The 17,835-nt window shown below is 36.0% G+C and carries 14 protein-coding genes; 7 read left to right on the forward strand and 7 right to left on the reverse strand.

The window, feature by feature from the left end; translation table 11 throughout:
* Positions 1-2 precede the first annotated feature (2 nt).
* Together Q8S25_RS07365 and pafA are read right to left on the reverse strand one after the other, a co-directional pair.
* Positions 3-2,822 (reverse strand): pitrilysin family protein, encoded by a 2,820-nt coding sequence (locus Q8S25_RS07365; protein ID WP_305536317.1) that lies wholly within the window; start codon positions 2,820-2,822, stop codon positions 3-5.
* An 80-nt stretch (positions 2,823-2,902) separates the two neighbouring features.
* Entirely contained in the window at positions 2,903-4,573 is a 1,671-nt protein-coding gene (gene pafA / locus Q8S25_RS07370) for an alkaline phosphatase PafA (RefSeq protein WP_305536319.1), read from the reverse strand.
* 126 nt (positions 4,574-4,699) lie between these two features.
* Between pafA and Q8S25_RS07375 the strand changes: the two genes are divergently transcribed.
* Positions 4,700-5,959, forward strand: coding sequence for a pyridoxal phosphate-dependent aminotransferase family protein (locus Q8S25_RS07375; protein ID WP_305536321.1), 1,260 nt, complete (start codon positions 4,700-4,702; stop codon positions 5,957-5,959).
* 146 nt (positions 5,960-6,105) lie between these two features.
* Here the strand turns inward: Q8S25_RS07375 and Q8S25_RS07380 are convergent, their stop codons facing one another.
* Entirely contained in the window at positions 6,106-6,948 is an 843-nt protein-coding gene (locus Q8S25_RS07380; protein WP_305536323.1) for a DUF2911 domain-containing protein, read from the reverse strand.
* Positions 6,949-7,048: 100 nt separating this feature from the next.
* Positions 7,049-7,948, reverse strand: a complete 900-nt coding sequence (gene xerD, locus Q8S25_RS07385) for a site-specific tyrosine recombinase XerD (protein ID WP_305536325.1) — start codon at positions 7,946-7,948, stop codon at positions 7,049-7,051.
* 67 nt (positions 7,949-8,015) lie between these two features.
* Between xerD and Q8S25_RS07390 the strand changes: the two genes are divergently transcribed.
* The gene (locus tag Q8S25_RS07390) at positions 8,016-8,528 is read left to right on the forward strand and encodes a YkgJ family cysteine cluster protein (RefSeq protein ID WP_305536327.1); all 513 of its coding nucleotides are present in this window, start codon (positions 8,016-8,018) and stop codon (positions 8,526-8,528) included.
* Positions 8,529-8,531: 3 nt separating this feature from the next.
* Here the strand turns inward: Q8S25_RS07390 and Q8S25_RS07395 are convergent, their stop codons facing one another.
* A complete protein-coding gene (locus tag Q8S25_RS07395) occupies positions 8,532-9,575 on the reverse strand; it encodes an oxidoreductase (RefSeq protein WP_305536329.1) in 1,044 nt (347 codons plus the stop codon).
* Positions 9,576-9,645: 70 nt separating this feature from the next.
* Here Q8S25_RS07395 and Q8S25_RS07400 point away from each other — a divergent pair, with 70 nt between their 5' ends.
* A complete protein-coding gene (locus tag Q8S25_RS07400; protein ID WP_305536332.1) occupies positions 9,646-10,371 on the forward strand; it encodes a tRNA threonylcarbamoyladenosine dehydratase in 726 nt (241 codons plus the stop codon).
* Here the strand turns inward: Q8S25_RS07400 and Q8S25_RS07405 are convergent.
* The gene (locus tag Q8S25_RS07405; protein WP_305536334.1) at positions 10,368-11,540 is read right to left on the reverse strand and encodes a DUF1343 domain-containing protein; all 1,173 of its coding nucleotides are present in this window, start codon (positions 11,538-11,540) and stop codon (positions 10,368-10,370) included. The two genes, Q8S25_RS07400 and Q8S25_RS07405, sit on opposite strands and share 4 nt — an antisense overlap.
* Before the next feature lie 13 nt (positions 11,541-11,553).
* Positions 11,554-12,081 carry a YkgJ family cysteine cluster protein gene (locus Q8S25_RS07410; protein ID WP_305536336.1) on the reverse strand — a complete coding sequence of 176 codons (528 nt, stop codon included), beginning with the start codon at positions 12,079-12,081 and terminating at the stop codon, positions 11,554-11,556.
* A 146-nt stretch (positions 12,082-12,227) separates the two neighbouring features.
* Between Q8S25_RS07410 and Q8S25_RS07415 the strand changes: the two genes are divergently transcribed.
* The 4 genes from Q8S25_RS07415 to Q8S25_RS07430 are packed head-to-tail and all read left to right on the forward strand — an operon-like array spanning position 12,228 to position 17,834.
* Complete coding sequence (locus tag Q8S25_RS07415; protein WP_305536338.1) at positions 12,228-14,108, forward strand: DNA topoisomerase IV subunit B; 1,881 nt, start codon at positions 12,228-12,230, stop codon at positions 14,106-14,108.
* An 11-nt stretch (positions 14,109-14,119) separates the two neighbouring features.
* On the forward strand, positions 14,120-14,929 hold the full coding sequence (locus Q8S25_RS07420) for a DUF1835 domain-containing protein (RefSeq protein ID WP_305536340.1): 810 nt from the start codon (positions 14,120-14,122) through the stop codon (positions 14,927-14,929).
* A gap of 10 nt (positions 14,930-14,939) precedes the next feature.
* On the forward strand, positions 14,940-15,305 hold the full coding sequence (locus tag Q8S25_RS07425) for a hypothetical protein (RefSeq protein ID WP_305536342.1): 366 nt from the start codon (positions 14,940-14,942) through the stop codon (positions 15,303-15,305).
* A gap of 15 nt (positions 15,306-15,320) precedes the next feature.
* The gene (locus Q8S25_RS07430) at positions 15,321-17,834 is read left to right on the forward strand and encodes a DNA gyrase/topoisomerase IV subunit A (RefSeq protein WP_305536344.1); all 2,514 of its coding nucleotides are present in this window, start codon (positions 15,321-15,323) and stop codon (positions 17,832-17,834) included.
* Position 17,835 lies beyond the last annotated feature (1 nt).

A 17,835-nucleotide genomic window follows, 5' to 3' on the forward strand; every position in this document is an offset into this window, starting at 1 on the left:
AGTTACTTCTCTGGAAATAAAACGGCATTAATCATATTTTTACTATCAAATACGGTTGTAGCTGCTTTTTTAATGTCCTCGATGCTCACTTCTGAAACAATGTTTTTGTAGTTCAGTATTCTATTGGGGTCATTTTCAGAAAAATAAATTCCCTGTAATACACCACTCCAATAACGGTTGTCTTTCATGTTCACCGCGTATTTTTCGAGTAGCGATTTTTTTACCTTGTCGAGGTCTTTTTGCTCTGGTCCGTTTTGTTTTATTTTTTCAATCTCTGCTGTTGCGGCTACACTTAATTTTTCTACATTTTCAGGTCCACATGGCAATTGTAATACCATGGTATATCCCTGAAATGGATATTTATTTAAGGACCCACTTACACCTCCACCATAGATGCCGCCAATTTTTTCTCTAAGTTCTTCTATAATTTTAATATTCAAAATTTCGGCTAGCATTTCTGTATGTAATGCATCTTGTTCAGAATAAGTGGCATTACCCGAGTAAATATTAAATATGAAACTCTTGGGCTCTTTTCCTTTGTAAAATTCCAACTTTTTTTGGCCAGGTAATATGCGCAAACCATTGTCTACAAATGCACCTTTATTTCCTTTTGAAGGCAGTCCTCCAATATAAGTGGCCAATAGTGGCTTAACTGTATTGAGGTCAATATTGCCCACCATAATAAAGGTATAGTCGCTCGCATCATTGGTTTGTTCCTTAAAAATTTCAATGGCCCTATCTAAATTAATTTGATCAAAATCTGTTGCATTGGGAATAGCAGAAGGAGCCAATGGATTGCCTCCATACATTACTTTGTACACAGAATCTATAAATGCACTGGTAGGGTCAGCCATCATGAATTGAACTTGGCTTTTAATTTTTTCTTTCCATCCATTAAACAATGGCTGATCTTTTCTTACCTGCGTAAAATTCAAATACATTAATTGGAACATGGTTTCCATGTCTTTGATACTGCTGTTGCCGCTTACTCTAGTACTTAATGCGTTTAAGCCTATATTGGCATTGGCTGTTTTGCCCGACAAGAATTTTCTTAAATCAACTGGATTGAAATCTCCCACACCCATTTGCTGTATAGCTGAAGTGGCGTAAGCAGCACTGTATTTATCTGCCAATCCATATGCATTGGTGCCTCCTTTTTTAAAGCCAGTTAAAATAATTTCATCCTGTTTAAATGAAGTGTTTTTTACAATCACTTTTGTGCCATTACTGAAGGTTAATTCAGTAATATCTAATGCTTCATTCTTAGTCTCATTAACTAAACTGCCTGCTTTAGGCATTGATTTAAGTAAAGAAGCTGCAATGGCTTTTTCTTCGTATGCCTTAACGGGAATAGAAGAAGCGGTTTCTGCAGCAGCAATTAATTGCGATTTATTGGGCAAAGTGAAATTGCTTTTTTCTGGTCCTTGAAAAGCAATGAATAATTTTTCATTCTTCTTTAATTCGTTAGCCAATGCATTTACTTCAGCTAACTGAACCCCTGGCATTAATGCGTTTTTGTATTCAAATTCGCGTTCTATACCAGGAATGGGTTCTTGTTGTAAAAAGTTTCTGATGTATTCTTCTACCAATATTCCTGACTCTGTTTTGTCTCTATTGTTGTATGATCTTTCAATAGATGCTAATTGTTGTTTTTTGGCTCTTTCTAATTCGCCTTGTGTGAATCCAAATTTTTTAACTCTTTCCAATTCTGTTAATACTGCATGTAACGCAGTGTCAGGCCCTTTTGGTCCAGGAATGGCAAAAGCATTAAATGCTTCGTGTCCCCGTGCATAAGATCCAAAATTACCTCCAGCAAAGCTGAATGGCGGATTACCACTTTGAGACAATTCATTCATGCGTTGATTTAGCATGCTGGTGAACAATGACTTAATGATAGAATTTTTTCGATAATCTTCAACAGTAAGTTCTGGTTTTGTTTTAACTGTTGAATAGTTCAATTCTATTTGAAAATTTGTTGCTTCTTTGTCTGTAACAACTAATGCATCGTTTTTGGTTCTTGCGGGAACAGTTGCATTTATTCGTGGTCTTAGATTGGCTGGGTTCTTTAATCCACCAAAATATTGTTTAATTAATTTTTCTGTTTCCGCTATTTCAATATCTCCTACAACCATTACTGCCATTAAGTTAGGACGATACCAGTCTGCATAAAAACGCTTGATAGCGCTGTGTTTAAACGTTTTTAATAAACTGTCTTTACCAATTGGTAAGCGTTGTGCATACCTTGAGCCTTCGTATTGTTTGGGATAAATTTTTCTGAACATTCTATCTTCTGCACCCTTACCTAATCTGCTTTCTTCTAAAATGATTCCTCTTTCGTCGTCAATTTGTTTTCCTTCAAAGCTGATTCCTCCTGCCCAGTCTTGTAAAATTTGTAATCCCTTATTGAAGTTTTTTGGGTCACTTAAGGGGATGGGTAAAATGTAAACGGTTTCATCAAAACCTGTATAGGCATTTAAATCTGCACCAAAATCTACGCCAATACTTTGTAAAAAATTAACCAATTCGTTTTTCTTAAAATTCTTGGTGCCATTGAAAGCCATATGCTCAGTAAAATGGGCCAATCCCTGTTGGTCATTGTCTTCTAATATGGATCCTGCATTTACTACTAAACGGAGTTCTACTTTTTTCTCTGGTTTACTATTCTGTCGAATATAATAGGTTAATCCATTGGCAAGTTTGCCTATTTTAACCTTGTTATCTAGCGGAAGTTTCTCCGATAAATTGATTTGTGCGGTTACTTGAAAACTAAATGAAATGCAAAGCAGTAAAGCGATTGCGAAAAATGATATTCGTTTGATCATAAAAAAAGGTTGTACCGCAAGATACAACCTTGATTGAATAGTTTTTTATTATATTAAAACTATTGTGAATATTTTATTCACTACTTTAATACTTCTACTATTGGGTTCCCAATATTACCACTGGGTTCTTGAATTTTGAGAAGGCTGGCTAACGTTGATGCTATATCGTGCATGTAAACTCTTTTACTTGAACGTCCATGTTTTATACCAAAACCATACCACAATAATGGAATATGGGCGTCGTATGAATACCAAAGTCCATGCGTAGTTCCAGTTGCGCCACCATCAATATATCCAGACTTCAACACCATTTGAATATCTCCGCTTCTATTATATAAAAAGCCATTGGCTATTTTTTCTCTTAAATACTGAGGCATTGGACTGGTGAGGATTTCATTGGTAGGAAAAGCATTTAATATATAGTCCTTCTTCATTAAATATCGAACCATAAATTGGTTAATGGCTTTTGTATCAGCATTTAAGCTGTCTAATAAATCTCTATTAAAGTGTACTTGATAATTGGTTAAGCTTACCACCAGTTTGTCTATACCAAATTTAGCTTTAATAGCTGCATTCATTTCATTCATTGCTGCTTTATCATCTAACAAACCTCCTGGTAATTTATTCTCTTTCATGAAACCTGGAACATGCGCAACAGCATGGTCGGCACTTAGAAATGCGGTATACTTACCCTTGCCTACAGTTGCATCTAAAAAGTCGAACATTCTTCCGAGTTCTTCATCTAGTTTAATGTAATTGTCTACTACTTCCCATGAGTTTGGGCCAAAACTATGACCAACATAATCGGGTGAAGAAAAGCTAACTGCTAGCATATCGGTAACTGCATCCTTTCCCATGTCTTCAGCCAATACTGCAGCTTTTGCTAATTCAACTGTTAAGGTGTTTCCCCATGGGGTGCTGCTTAATTTTCCAAAACCTTCATTGGCAGTTCTGGTTAATTCATAAGGCATTTTTGTTTGATTGGCGCCAAATGGCTTGCCCTCATAGTTCTTTTCATCAGCTGTAGCATATTGCAAATAAACAGCATCAGTTAACGATTTATTCCAACCCAATTTCATTAACGAGTCTGGAATATGTCTATCATTAAACTGCTTAACCCAATTGGGTAATTCTTTATAATAATAAGTACTGGTAATAAAATTGCCCGACTTTGCATCAAACCAATAGGCGCCATTAGCGCTATGGCCTGCTGGTAATATGGCTCCTCTGTCTTTTAAGGCAATTCCTATTACTTTGCTCTTAAAATTATTGGCCATTCTCAATTCATCTGCAATGCTGGTAGTGAGCATATTTTTTGGACTCATCTTGCCATCACTTGCACCCGCTGCACCAACGCCATCTACCGTTCTGTCTTCACTACAGTATACATTTCTTTTAAGTTGTGTATCGTACCACCCATTTCCTGTTATTCCATGAATAGCTGGTACAGTTCCTGTATAAATTCCGGTATGTCCACATGCGGTAACAGATGGGGTATATCCAATTTGGCAGTTGTCGTTACTAAAACCCTGGTTCATCATTCGATTGAATCCACCATTGGCTTTGAATAGGGGCGCAAATCTTTCTAAGTAGTCCCAACGCATTTGATCTACCACAATTCCTACTACTAAACGAGGCCCTTTTTCTGTATTTGTAATGGCTTTAGTTTTTTGGGCATCAATTGAATTGGTAGCAGAAATAGCTAGCATTGCAAAGAGCACCAAGCCCGATTTTATTTGTTGCGTTAACAAGGGATTAAAGTTTAATATGATTAGTTAAATAAGGTCTGCAAGATACAGTATGCAATACAATATGCCTTGTGCTTTGGTGCTTTATTGTTAAATTTGCAAAAAATTAATAACCAATCAATTGTTTGTATGGCAGACATTTTTGAGAAATTGTTGAAGAATGCGGGTCCACTAGGACAACATCGCGAAAGAGCACATGGATATTTTGCTTTCCCTAAGTTAGAGGGTGAAATTAATAGTCGCATGAAATTTCGCGGTAAAGAAATGATAGTTTGGAGCCTGAACAATTACTTGGGATTGGCCAATCATCCTGAAATTAGAAAAGTAGATGCTGATGCATCAAAAGAGTTTGGTTTGGCTTACCCAATGGGTGCCAGAATGATGAGTGGAAATTCTACCTATCATGAACAATTAGAAAGTGAATTGGCTGCATTTGAACATAAGGAAGACGCCATTTTAATGAACTTTGGTTACCAAGGTATCATGAGTGCAATTGATGCTATATGTGGTCGTCATGATGTTATTGTGTATGATGCAGAAAGTCATGCATGTATTATTGATGGGTTAAGATTGCATCCAGGTCATAGATATGTATTTAAGCACAATGATTTGGAAGATTGCGAAAAGCAATTGAATAGAGCAACTCAATTAATTGAGAAGCAGGGTGCAGGCGGAATTCTATTGATTACGGAAGGTGTTTTTGGTATGGCAGGAGACCAAGGTAAATTAAAAGAGATAGCCGAATTAAAACACAAATATCAATTCAGGTTATTGGTAGATGATGCACATGGCTTTGGCACCTTGGGTAAAACCGGTGCTGGAGCAGGGGAGGCACAAGGTTGTCAAGACGCTATCGATTTATACTTTTCTACTTTTGCCAAAAGCATGGCTTCTATAGGTGCATTCATGGCTGGTGATAAAGCCATCATCGATTTTATTCGTTACAATATTCGCAGTCAAATTTTTGCAAAGAGTTTACCAATGCCTATTGTTATTGGAAATTTAAAGCGTTTAGATATGCTGCGCACCATGCCAGAGTTGAAAGACAAACTTTGGAGCAATGCATTGAAGTTGCAAAATGGTTTAAAAGAAAAAGGATTTGATATTGGGAATACCAATACACCTGTTACCCCTGTTTATATGAAAGGTGGGGTAGAGGAAGCCACTGCAATGGTGATGGACCTCAGGGAGAATTATGGCATATTTGCTTCAATTGTAGTGTACCCAGTTATACCAAAGGGACATATCATTTTCCGCTTAATACCTTCTGCTGCACATACTGATGCAGATATAGATGAAACACTAAAAGCATTTAGCGAAACCAAAGCCAAGTTAGATGCTGGTGCATATAAATCTGAATTAATACCAGATATGGCAGAGAGTAAATAACTATGATTATTATAAAATTGTACGCACTTATTTGATAAAATAAAAGACCCGAAATATGACTTTCGGGTCTTTTTATTGAAACTAGATATTTGTTTTAGTTAGGGTGTAGGGTGCTATGTAAATATTAAAACCCTCACATTGTCAATTTATAATTTCGCAATCAATTCTTTAGCCATTCTAACATAGTCTGCATTCTTAGCTTCTGTGGCAATAGTGATACACTTCTCTGCACTTGCTTTTGCATCTGCTTTTTGACCCATGTCTTTTTGAATTTTAGCAGTTAATAAAAACAACCAAAATGCTTTTGGATTGGCCTCAGTAGATTTAATTGCATTTTGTAATGCTTTAGCATAATCCTTGTCCCACTCATAGTAAAAATTAGCAGCAGCTTGATAAGCATTTGGGTTTACTTTCTCTGCACCTAAGGCAGCTTCCACTTGTGCACGTAGTCTATCTTTTACATTGGTGCTGATTGGAATACTCACAGCTACTTTGCCCCAAGTAAGGTGTAGATCAATACTTTCTGCTTCTACATTGGCAAACTGAAAAGTAAAAGTTTCAACATTGCTATTGGTTTTTGCGGCTTTTACTTTAAAACGTACAACGTCTTCGCTTTGTTTGTATCCATCGGTACCCCAGTTGGTTAATCCTTTGTTTACTAAAACTTCCCAATATTCTGTTCCTGGAATGGTATACAATACATATGCACCTGTATCAAGTGTAGAGCCCCCCATGGTTACTTTATCAGAAAAATGGATTCTAGTTGCAGCATTGGCACCTGTTCTCCATAGTTGGTTTAATGGTACTAATTCTGAATTCTCTTTTAACATTGCTCTTCCTTTCATATTCGGACGAGAGTAGGTCAATTCAATTTTTCCCATTCCAAAGTCTTGACTGATTTTTTGAGTGGTACTGGGTTGTGGCATTCTTATTTGTGCAAAACCCATTACGCTGCATAATAGCGCAGCTGCAAGCAAAGTCTTTTTCATATTCAATAAATGTTTGAACGCCAAACTTAGGTTTTCCATCTCAAATACAGCAATTTTTTTAAAAAATTAGGATAGATGGAAGAGGATTTAACAAATGCGATTATTTGAATCCAGGATGAAAACGCTGTAGGGTATCTTTTAAAAAATGACTGTCTAAATGAGTATAAATTTCCGTAGTAGTAATGCTTTCGTGTCCCAACATTTCTTGAACTGCTCTTAAATCGGCTCCTCCTTCTACTAAGTGAGTGGCAAATGAATGCCTAAAAGTATGTGGGGAAATGATTTTGGTTATACCTGCTTTTAGCGCAAGGTCTTTAATGATATAAAAAATCATTACCCGACTTAATTTTTTACCCCTTCTATTCAAAAATAAAATGTCTTCGGACCCCATTTGTATGGGTTGATGTACCCTGATTTTATCTTTATAAATTTTGATGCATTTAATTGCTTCTGTACCAATGGGGACTAGTCTTTCCTTATCTCCCTTGCCCGTTACTTTCACAAAACCCACGTCAAAATAAAGCCCCGATATTTTGAGATTAACCACTTCGCTTACCCTTAGGCCACAACTGTACATGGTTTCTAAAATGGCTTTATTCCTGCCTCCTTCAGGGCTACTTAAGTCAATTTGACTAATGATTAATTCAATTTCATCAAAATGTAATGTGTCGGGTAGCTTTCTTTTAGATTTTGGTGCATTTAATAAAATGGAAGGGTCCAATGTACATATTTGCTCTAATAAACAATATTTAAAAAAACTGCGTATGCCCGAAATAACCCTTGCTTGTGAAGTAGCAGTCATGCCTAATTCACTTACCCATTTAACAAATGCTTGTAAATCTTTTAATACAATATCAGTCGGGGCTTTGGTTTGATTAGTTGCTAATAAAAAGGAGGTCAGCATTTCAATATCGTGCAAGTAAGCTTCCACAGAGTTTTCGCTCAAAGATTTCTCTAATTGCAAATATGCTTTAAATCCTTTTTTATATGCATTCCACATGATTGATAAAGATAACAGCTATATGATTATATTCGCTTTTAGTCTATTTTAAAAGTACGGCAGTTTTATGCAAGTTAATCTTAGATCGTTTAAACAGAAAGTACATCATCATGCAAAGGGCATGAAAAAGTTTTTAGGGAAGCTTGAAAAGAATCCTCCGAAAGGCTTAGATAAAATGGCAGAGAAAATTGATGCAGAAGTGTGGAAAGAAGTAGACTGTTTAAGTTGTGCCAATTGCTGCAAAAGCATGAGCCCTACTTTTACTGCAAAAGACTTGAAAAGGATTGCTGCACATGCTGATATGTCTGTTGCTGAATTCAAAGAGAAATGGTTGTATTTTGATGAAGAAGATGGAGATTGGATGAATAAAAAACAACCCTGTCAGTTTTTAAACTTGACTACCAATATGTGTAGCATTTATGAAGTGAGGCCCGATGATTGTGCAGGGTTTCCTCATTTGAAGAAAAAGAAAATGGTGGAATACATTCATGTTCACCAGCAAAATATCAGTTATTGTCCAGCTACCTATAAAATGGTAGAAAAATTTCAAGAATTATTGGCGCCAGCAGTAAAAAAATAAGGATTAATAATTGATAGCTAGTTGGGCTATTTTTCCATTGCCACCAGCTAAATAAACAGCTTTTCCGTTTTTGGCTTTCTGAACAACATGAAAGCTTTGTGTAGAAATATTCTCCCAATTCATCCCTCCATCTTTAGATAGGTCTACGCCTGAAGTGCCGCATGCAACCAAGGTTTTGTTGGTTAGGTAAATTACGCATGACCGATATCCAAATGGCGGTGTTTGTGGTTGGTTAAACTGAATACTTGGTTCTAAGTTAACAGCAATGGAGTTGCCAGCTCTAAGGGTGTCTTTTGCGAAATCTCCTCCAACTATAAATGCATTTTTACCTGATGGGCTTAGGGCAATAGAGTTGGCGCCTGTAGATTCCTTTCCTTGCAAAAGGGGCAATGGATATTGGTCTCGTTGGTCTCTTGCATTCAATAACCTTGAAACTTTACCTCCTGTTACCATGAATGTTCCTTTCTTAAAAGTATTGGAGGATTTGCTAATTTGTAAATTGGTTCCACTTGAAGCAAAAAATGCTTCTCCTTCATTTAATTCAATGCCATCTAACTTATTGGTTTCCCAGGTTTCTCCTAAATTGTTACTCAATGCAAAAAAGGCTTTTCCATTTATTGGATCGCCAATTACTTGAATCGTTTTTGCTTCTGCATGCATTGCATCTAAAAACATTCCTTTTGTGCTGTCTTCAAATACTTTGTACCAGTTTTCTCCACCATCAATTGTTTTTAAAATAAGCGCTGGTTCTGCAACCGCCATAATTATGGCTGTTTTATGATTGTATGCTTCAATATCCCTGAAATCTCTTTTTTCGTATCCTTTTATGGTCATCCATTTAAATGTTTTGCCTCCATCAATAGACTTCCCAACAGAACCGGCACTTCCAGATACCCATATTATTTTATTGGAAACTACACTCAGCCCTCTAATACTGGTTTTTCTTCCTTGTTCAATCAATTGAACGGGATTATTAGTTTGTGAAAAAACAATAAGACTGTTCAGGAAAACTGTCAAGCTTAAAAAGATTTTAAAATATGGCTTCATACATTCATTTTTGTGTATTCATCAACAAGTTAAACTAATTCCTTTTTCCCATTTTTAATTTTAGCAAGATATGATCCCGTATTGGATGAGTAGAACACAATTATTGCTCGGTGATGAGCCATTAGAAGCATTAATGAATAAACATGTATTGATAGTGGGTCTTGGGGGCGTAGGAGGTATTTGTGCTGAAATGATAGTTCGCGCTGGAGTAGGGAAAATCACCATTGTAGATGCCGACACGGTAGACTTGAGTAATGCCAATCGTCAGATACCTGCCTTGCATTCTACAGCTGGTAAATTAAAATCTGAAGTAATGGCCGAACGATTAAAAGACATTAATCCTCAATTAGAAATCATTGTTAAATCTATTTATATTAAAGAAGAGCTTACCCAAGATTTATTGGATGAAGCCCCGTACGATTATGCGGTAGACTGTATTGATACTTTGTCTCCCAAAGTGTTTTTTATAAAGGGTTGCCTAGATCGAAATATTCCTATTGTGAGTTCTTTAGGAGCTGGTGGCAAATTAGACCCTTCTCTAGTAGTGATAACAGATATTTCTAAAACTTATCAATGTAACCTAGCTAGTTATGTACGAAAAAAATTACATGGCTTAGGTATCTATAAAGGTTTGACTGTTGTATTTAGTGCCGAAAAAGTAGATCAATCAAAAATTATTGAAACCGAAAAAGCTTATCCTAAAAAATCAATCATTGGCACCATGTCTTATATGCCTGCAATTTTTGGTTGTATGGCGGCTAGTGTGGTTGTTAGAGGGTTATTAAAACAATACTAGTATAGTAAATAATTGCTTACTTGCAATTCCCAATCGGCCACTTTGGTTTCCTTGGTGCATTTTTGAATAAAAGTATGCATGGGTAGTTCAAATAATTCCTCTGCATTAAAGATTCCCAATAGTTTAGTTAAATGATTAATTCCTCCTGGATTAACATGTGTTTTATAAGGAGCCCATTCAAATTTTTCGGGGTGTAAGTCTTTGATAATCCTAATTAAAAATAGGCCAAAAAAAACTGGTTTAAATTGACAAGGGTCATTCACTGTAAAATGAACGCCATTGCATTGCTCTCCTGCAAACTTGTTTAGGTATGGTATAAAATGAACTGGCCTACAGCTTAATTCATCGCCAATAAATAAGTTGATCTGTTGAGCTACTGCTTCAGCATTTAGCCAAGGGGATCCAACTGCTTCAAATGAAAAATCAGTTGACCTGCCTTCAGATAAATTAGTTGCTTCTAAAAAACATAAACCCGGATAAAGCAAGGTAGATTCAACCCGCTGAATAGCTGGAGAAGTTGGTACAAAAGGAATTCCCCAATCCAACTGAAACATTGTTCTATTCCAATGTTTGCAGGCAACAATTTCTAGCGTTGCGTTTATATTTCTCTCTGTATTATAATATAAAGCCAATTCTCCTAAAGTGCATCCATGTCTAATAGGCATGGGCCATCTTCCAATAAATGAGGCGCATTGGGGGTCTAACCATGGTCCTTCATTTAAATCCATTGATCCTGATATAGGATTGGGTCTGTCTAAAATGATTAATTGAATTTCATTGCTTGCTGCTGATTCTAATAGATAACTCAAGGTCCACAAGTAAGTATAAAATCGAACCCCTATATCTGGCACATCAAATAGAATAATATCTATGTCTGCTAAGTCTTCTGCTGTAGGAGCCAGCTTTTGTCCGTATAAACTAATTATGGGTAAATCGGTTAATTCATCAACACCATTTAGCATGGGTGCGCCATCGGCCCCTTTTGCTGATATTCCATGCTCGGGCGAAAACAATTTTTTTAAATTGAATCCTGCTTGTTGTAATGCCAATCTAGAAGGAACCAACGATTGAGTGGTTGCGGCTTCATTGGTAACCATTGCTATGCGCTGGTTTTTCCATGGAATTATTTCAGTAGCAAGTAATACATCAACACCAAATAAAACAGACATGGGTATCATTTAATTATTGTGGTAATGCGCGCTCAAAGTTCATTTCTTTCTTGAGTTGCTCCACTACATTAAAAATAATGGGGCATCTATCGTAATGCATGAATGTGGTAAATACCCTTCTTTTAAAATGGGGCAAATGCAAAGCTGGAAATTCTTTACAACCCTCAAATCGATATTCATATACCGTACACTTATTGTTATGCAAAAAATGACAGGGCATTTGATTCATAATCATCATTCCATTGCTGCCCTTCTCTAGGTATTTTTGATCAAAACTTGGTCTGTCCATTTTTAAATGGCTCGATAAATTATCTGCTTCTTGTTCGTTTAAACAAACCATTAAACTTTTACAGCAATTTCCACAGTCGGTGCATGATATAGTAGGGCTGATTAATGCATCTAATTCCTGCACTTTTGCATCAATTGCCTCATCGTTGAATTCTTTAATAAATGCGCTAAACCGATCGTTCTCTGCCTGGTGGGCATTGGCATATGCCGAAATTGCTTTGAGGTCTATTTGGGGTTCAAAAGGGGGCTTCATTACTATAAAGGTACTATTTGACGTATAAAATCCACCAAAAACAGCTATTTATCCACATATAATCGGCATTTGTAGAAAAGTAAAATTGGGCTGCGATTTGAGGGACTTAGATTTGCCATAAGCAAAAAGGATCTTAAAAAGGAAATATGGCAGAAGATAAGAATTTGGTCAGGTACGATGAAGACTCTATTCGGTCATTAGACTGGAAAGAACATATTCGGTTACGCCCTGGAATGTATATTGGTAAACTAGGGGATGGTTCCGCTGCAGACGATGGAATTTATGTACTTATAAAAGAAGTCATAGATAACTGTATTGATGAATATACAATGGGTCATGGTAAACAAGTAGAACTAACCATTGAAGGCCAAACAGTTACTGTAAGAGATTATGGTCGTGGTATACCATTGGGCAAAGTAATTGATGTAGTTAGTAAAATAAATACGGGTGCCAAATACGATAGCAAGGCTTTTCAAAAAAGTGTAGGATTAAATGGAGTTGGTACCAAAGCTGTTAATGCACTCAGTAGTCATTTTTTAGTTACTTCATTTAGAGAGGGTAAGTGCAAGACCGCTGAGTTTGAGAAAGGAGAATTAGTTAAAGACCATAAAGAAGTTAAAACAGATGAGCCCAATGGTACACTGGTGGTATTTACTCCTGATGATACGGTTTTTAGAAATTTCCATTTTATACATGAATACCTAGATAATCAGCTTTGGAATTACTGTTATTTAAATGCCGGGCTTGCCATGCATTTTAATGGTAAAAAATATGTGAGCAAGAATGGGTTGTTAGACCTTTTGCAACGCAAAACCAATCCAGATGAGTTAAGGTATCCCATCATACATTTAAAAGGAGATGATATTGAAGTGGCCATTTCTCATAATAATGATTATGGAGAAGACATTTTCTCTTTTGTAAATGGTCAATATACAACACAGGGTGGAACCCATCAGCATGCTTTTAGAGAAGCATTTGTAAAAGTAATACGAGACTTTTTTAAAAAGGATTATGATGTTTCAGATATAAGAACAAGCATTGTTGCTGCTGTTTCTGTAAGGGTTCAAGAGCCTGTATTTGAGAGCCAAACAAAAACCAAATTGGGTTCTCAAAATGTAGCTGAAGGTGGTCAAAGTATGAAGTCGTTTGTACTAGATTTTTTGGCAAAGGAATTAGACAATTTTTTGCATAGAAATACCGCTACAGCCGATGCATTAAAAAAGCGGATTGAGCAAAACGAAAGAGAAAGAAAGGAGTTAGCTGGGATTAAAAAGTTGGCCAATGAAAGAGCCAAAAAAGCCAATTTGCACAATAAAAAATTGCGCGATTGTAGGGTTCATTTAAATGATGAGCTTCCTGCAAAAAATAAAGAAGCGTTTATTGCAATCCAAAAAGATACTACCATCTTTATTACCGAAGGCGATAGTGCAAGTGGAAGTATTACCAAGAGTAGAAATGTGGATACGCAGGCGGTATTTAGTTTAAGGGGTAAGCCGCTCAACTCATTTGGAGAAACCAAAAAAGTGGTTTACCAAAATGAAGAATTTAATTTATTGCAACATGCATTAAATATAGAAGATGGTTTAGAAGGGCTTCGTTACAATAATATCGTAATTGCTACAGATGCCGATGTGGATGGAATGCATATTCGCTTATTATTGATGACGTTCTTTTTACAGTTTTTTCCTGACCTTGTTAAAAAGGGCCATGTTTATATTTTAGAAACTCCTTTGTTTAGGGTTAGAAATAAACAAGAAACCATTTACTGCTATGATGAAACAGAGAAACAAGCTGCTTCAAAAAAGTTGGGGAATAAACCTGAAATAACTCGATTCAAAGGTTTAGGTGAAATTTCTCCTGAAGAGTTTGGACGGTTTATTGGAAGAGATATTAGATTGCAACCTGTTATTTTAGAGCAAGGAGATCATATTCAGGATTTCTTAGAATATTATATGGGTAAAAATACCATGGAAAGACAAGAGTTCATTATTAACAACCTTAGAGTTGAATTAGATTTAATTGATTAAAAAAGATATAGATGATTCATATTGTTTTTGAAACAGCCAATGTAAAAGCTTTGCAAACAGCCATGGAAATGGATGAATTGTTGCAAGGTGAAATATTGGAAATAAAAGATGATTTTGCAGTTGGGCCAATTGAGCGAATTTTTGAAACCGAAGGGTATCAGCAGCGTAGAGATTGGTGGAAAGAAGTTGTTCAGTATTCCCCTTATGAAAATCAAGTAGACATTGTAGATGATAAATTAACAGTGCATAATTTAACCAATGCGTTAACCCAAAACGAAACCGAAGAAGCCTGGATATGGATGGGGCAAAATGCACATGATGTTTCGGGTTACTACTGGTTGATGAGTCAGTTAGCTGCTTTTGCCGGAAGAATTCAAGTTTTGTATTTAAATAACCTACCTTTTTTTAATGAAAAAGGAAGTATTTTCTATCCAACTCACCTTCATGAAATTCAACCAAGAGAGTTTTTAAAAGCAAAGAAATTGGCAAGACCTATTACATTAAGTGAGTTTGAGTTGGATCCGGATGAATGGAAAAAAATATGTACAGAAAATGCCATGGTTCGTTTTTTAGAAGGGGGTAAAAAATTAGTTGGAAAAGAAGTGACTTATTTTGATAAATCATTGTTGTCTCATATTACTAAAGATGCACAAAAGTTGAATAAGGTAATTGGTTCGGCATTAAATAAAATGACTGTACTAACTGGAGATGCTTTCTTGGTTTGGCGATTGAGAGAATTATCCAAAGAAGGGGTATTGGTTATTAACGGAGAATTTTCAAAGGGATGGAAAGAATTGACTGTTCAGTTGGCAATAGCCTAAAAATATTTAAATGGTAAGGGTAACAAGATTAGATAAAATAGGTGAAGATGAACGGGGCGCAACTCATTATTTTGATATGGATCGGTCGGGTCAATTCATTGTTGCTTACAGAAAAGCGGGTAGCGTGAGTGGTCAACATTATCATAAAGGGATTGCTCCAAAAAAGAATCCTGAAAAAATCATTGTGATGCAGGGTGAAGCTATATTAAATTGGAGAGATGTTCAATCTAATACAGTTGGTTCTGTTGTAATACAAGCACCTGCGTTGGTTGAAATTGATCCGTACGCATGGCATGAAGTAATTTCTAAAACCGATATCATCATTTTTGAGATGAACGGATTAGAAGATGCCAAAGAAGACACTTTTAGATTGTAGTATTAAGTAAAAAGCATGGCTAAAGAGAAAATAGATAGAAGGGTTTTTGAAAACGAAACCGGAGTTCAGGGGCAGTATAAAAACTGGTTCTTAGAGTATGCATCCTATGTAATACTCGAAAGGGCTGTGCCTGCATTAGAGGATGGCCTTAAGCCAGTTCAGAGAAGAATACTTCATTCCATGAAAGAAATGGATGATGGTAGATTCAATAAAGTGGCCAATATTATTGGTCAAAGCATGCAATACCATCCTCACGGGGATGCCAGTATTGGAGACGCTTTGGTTAATTTGGGCCAAAAGGATTTATTAATTGAAACTCAGGGTAACTGGGGAGATGTTAGAACGGGAGATGCAGCCGCTGCTTCTCGTTATATTGAAGCCAGATTATCAAAGTTTGCTTTAGAAGTGGCATTTAATGCCAAAACTACTGAGTGGCAATTAAGTTATGATGGACGAAAAAATGAGCCGGTAAACTTGCCTATGAAATTCCCTTTGTTATTGGCTCAGGGAGCAGATGGTATTGCAGTTGGATTGTCTACTAAAATTTTACCCCATAATTTTTGTGAATTAATTGATGCATCTATTAAATATTTAAGAGGCAAAAAATTTGAATTATTCCCCGATTTTCAAACAGGTGGAATGATTGATGTTTCAGCATACAATGAAGGTAAAAGAGGTGGGAAAGTTCGCGTGAGAGCGCATGTAGAGGAGTTGGATAAAAAAACATTGGTTATTAGAGATGTACCTTACGGCGTTACTACTACCCAGTTAATGGAAAGTATTACCAAAGCCAATGATCAAGGTAAGATCAAGATTAAAAAAGTAGTTGATGTTACTGCTAAGGAAGTAGAAATTCAAATTGACTTAGCACCTGGTATATCACCAGATATTACAATTGATGCTTTGTATGCATTTACCGATTGTGAAGTAAGTATTTCACCTAATGCTTGTGTAATTGAAAATCATAAACCTAGGTTTATGGGTGTTCAAGATTTATTGCGTTGTTCTGTAGACAATACCAAGCATTTGTTGAAGCGAGAATTAGAGATTAGACTTAGTGAATTAGAAGACAAATGGCATTATACTTCTTTAGAAAAAATATTCTTCGAAGAAAAAATATACAAAGAGTTAGAGCAAAAACATGAAACCTGGGAACATGTTATTGAAGCTATAGATAAAGGGTTCGCTCCATTCAAAAAGAAATTGAAAAGACCCATTGAAAGAGAAGATATTTTAAAATTGACCGAAAAGCCCGTTAGAAGAATCTATCGTTTAGATATTAACGAGTTGAATCAACAAATAAAAGGGATAGAGGCAGATATTATAGAAGTGAACCACCATTTGGAACATTTAACAGATTATGCGGTGGCTTATTACGATAGTTTACTAAAGAAGTTTGGTAAAGGAAGGGAGCGTAGAACGGAGATTAAAGAGTTTGATACCATTCAAGTAAAACAGGTTGCCATTGCCAATACCAAATTGTATATTAATAGGGCCGAAGGTTTTATTGGAACAGGACTAAAGAAAGATGAGTTTTTATGCGAGTGTTCCGATTACGATGACATTATTGCATTTACCAAAACTGGTACAATGAAAGTGGTTAAAGTGTCTGATAAAACATTTATTGGCAAAGACATTATACATGCGGCCATTTTTGAGAAAAATGATGAACGTACTACCTATAATATGATTTACTTGGATGGTAAATCTGGAGTTAGCTACGCTAAACGTTTTAATGTAACTGGAGTTACCCGAGAAAAAGAATACGATTTAACAAAAGGGTCAGAAAAAAGCAAAGTACATTATTTAACTGCAAATCCAAATGGCGAAGCTGAAACATTAAAAATTATTTTGAGTCCCAATTGTACAGCCCGAATTAAAGAACTTGATTTTTATTTTGAAGAATTAGAAATCAAAGGAAGAAGCAGTATGGGTAATCAGGTTACCAAATACCCTATTAAAACGGTTAAATTAAAAGAAGCTGGTAAGAGCACATTAGCAGGCAGAAAACTTTGGTTTGACGATAAATTTGGAAGATTAAATACCGAAGAGAAAGGGCAATACCTTGGAATGTTTGAAGATGAAAAAATTGTTGTTATTTATAATGATGGTTCCTATGAATTAACAGATACAGAAATCACTCAAAGATTTGAACCTGAAAAAGTTGCTTTGGTTGAGCAATTCAATCCAGAAAAAACCATCACTGCAGTTTATTTAGATGCCGATAAAGGGCAGTACAATATAAAGCGTTTCAAAATAGAAACGACTACTTTGAAAACCCAGTTTGTGTTTATAAAAGAAGGGAAAGACAATCGATTAGAAGCAGTAACTACAGAACAAGAACCCATATTAGTGGTGCAAACAGGACGAGGACAACAGGTAAGAAAAGCCAAGTTTAAAGTGGCTAAAATGGTAGAAGTTATGGGTTGGAAGGCTGTAGGAGCTAAATTAACTGATTTTAATAAGAGCATTGAAATGGAGTGGGAAGTAAGGCCAGTTTCAGACACAGCTCAAACAGAATTATTTTAAA

The sequence above is a fragment of the Sediminibacterium sp. genome (assembly GCF_030695065.1).
GTDB lineage: Bacteria > Bacteroidota > Bacteroidia > Chitinophagales > Chitinophagaceae > Sediminibacterium.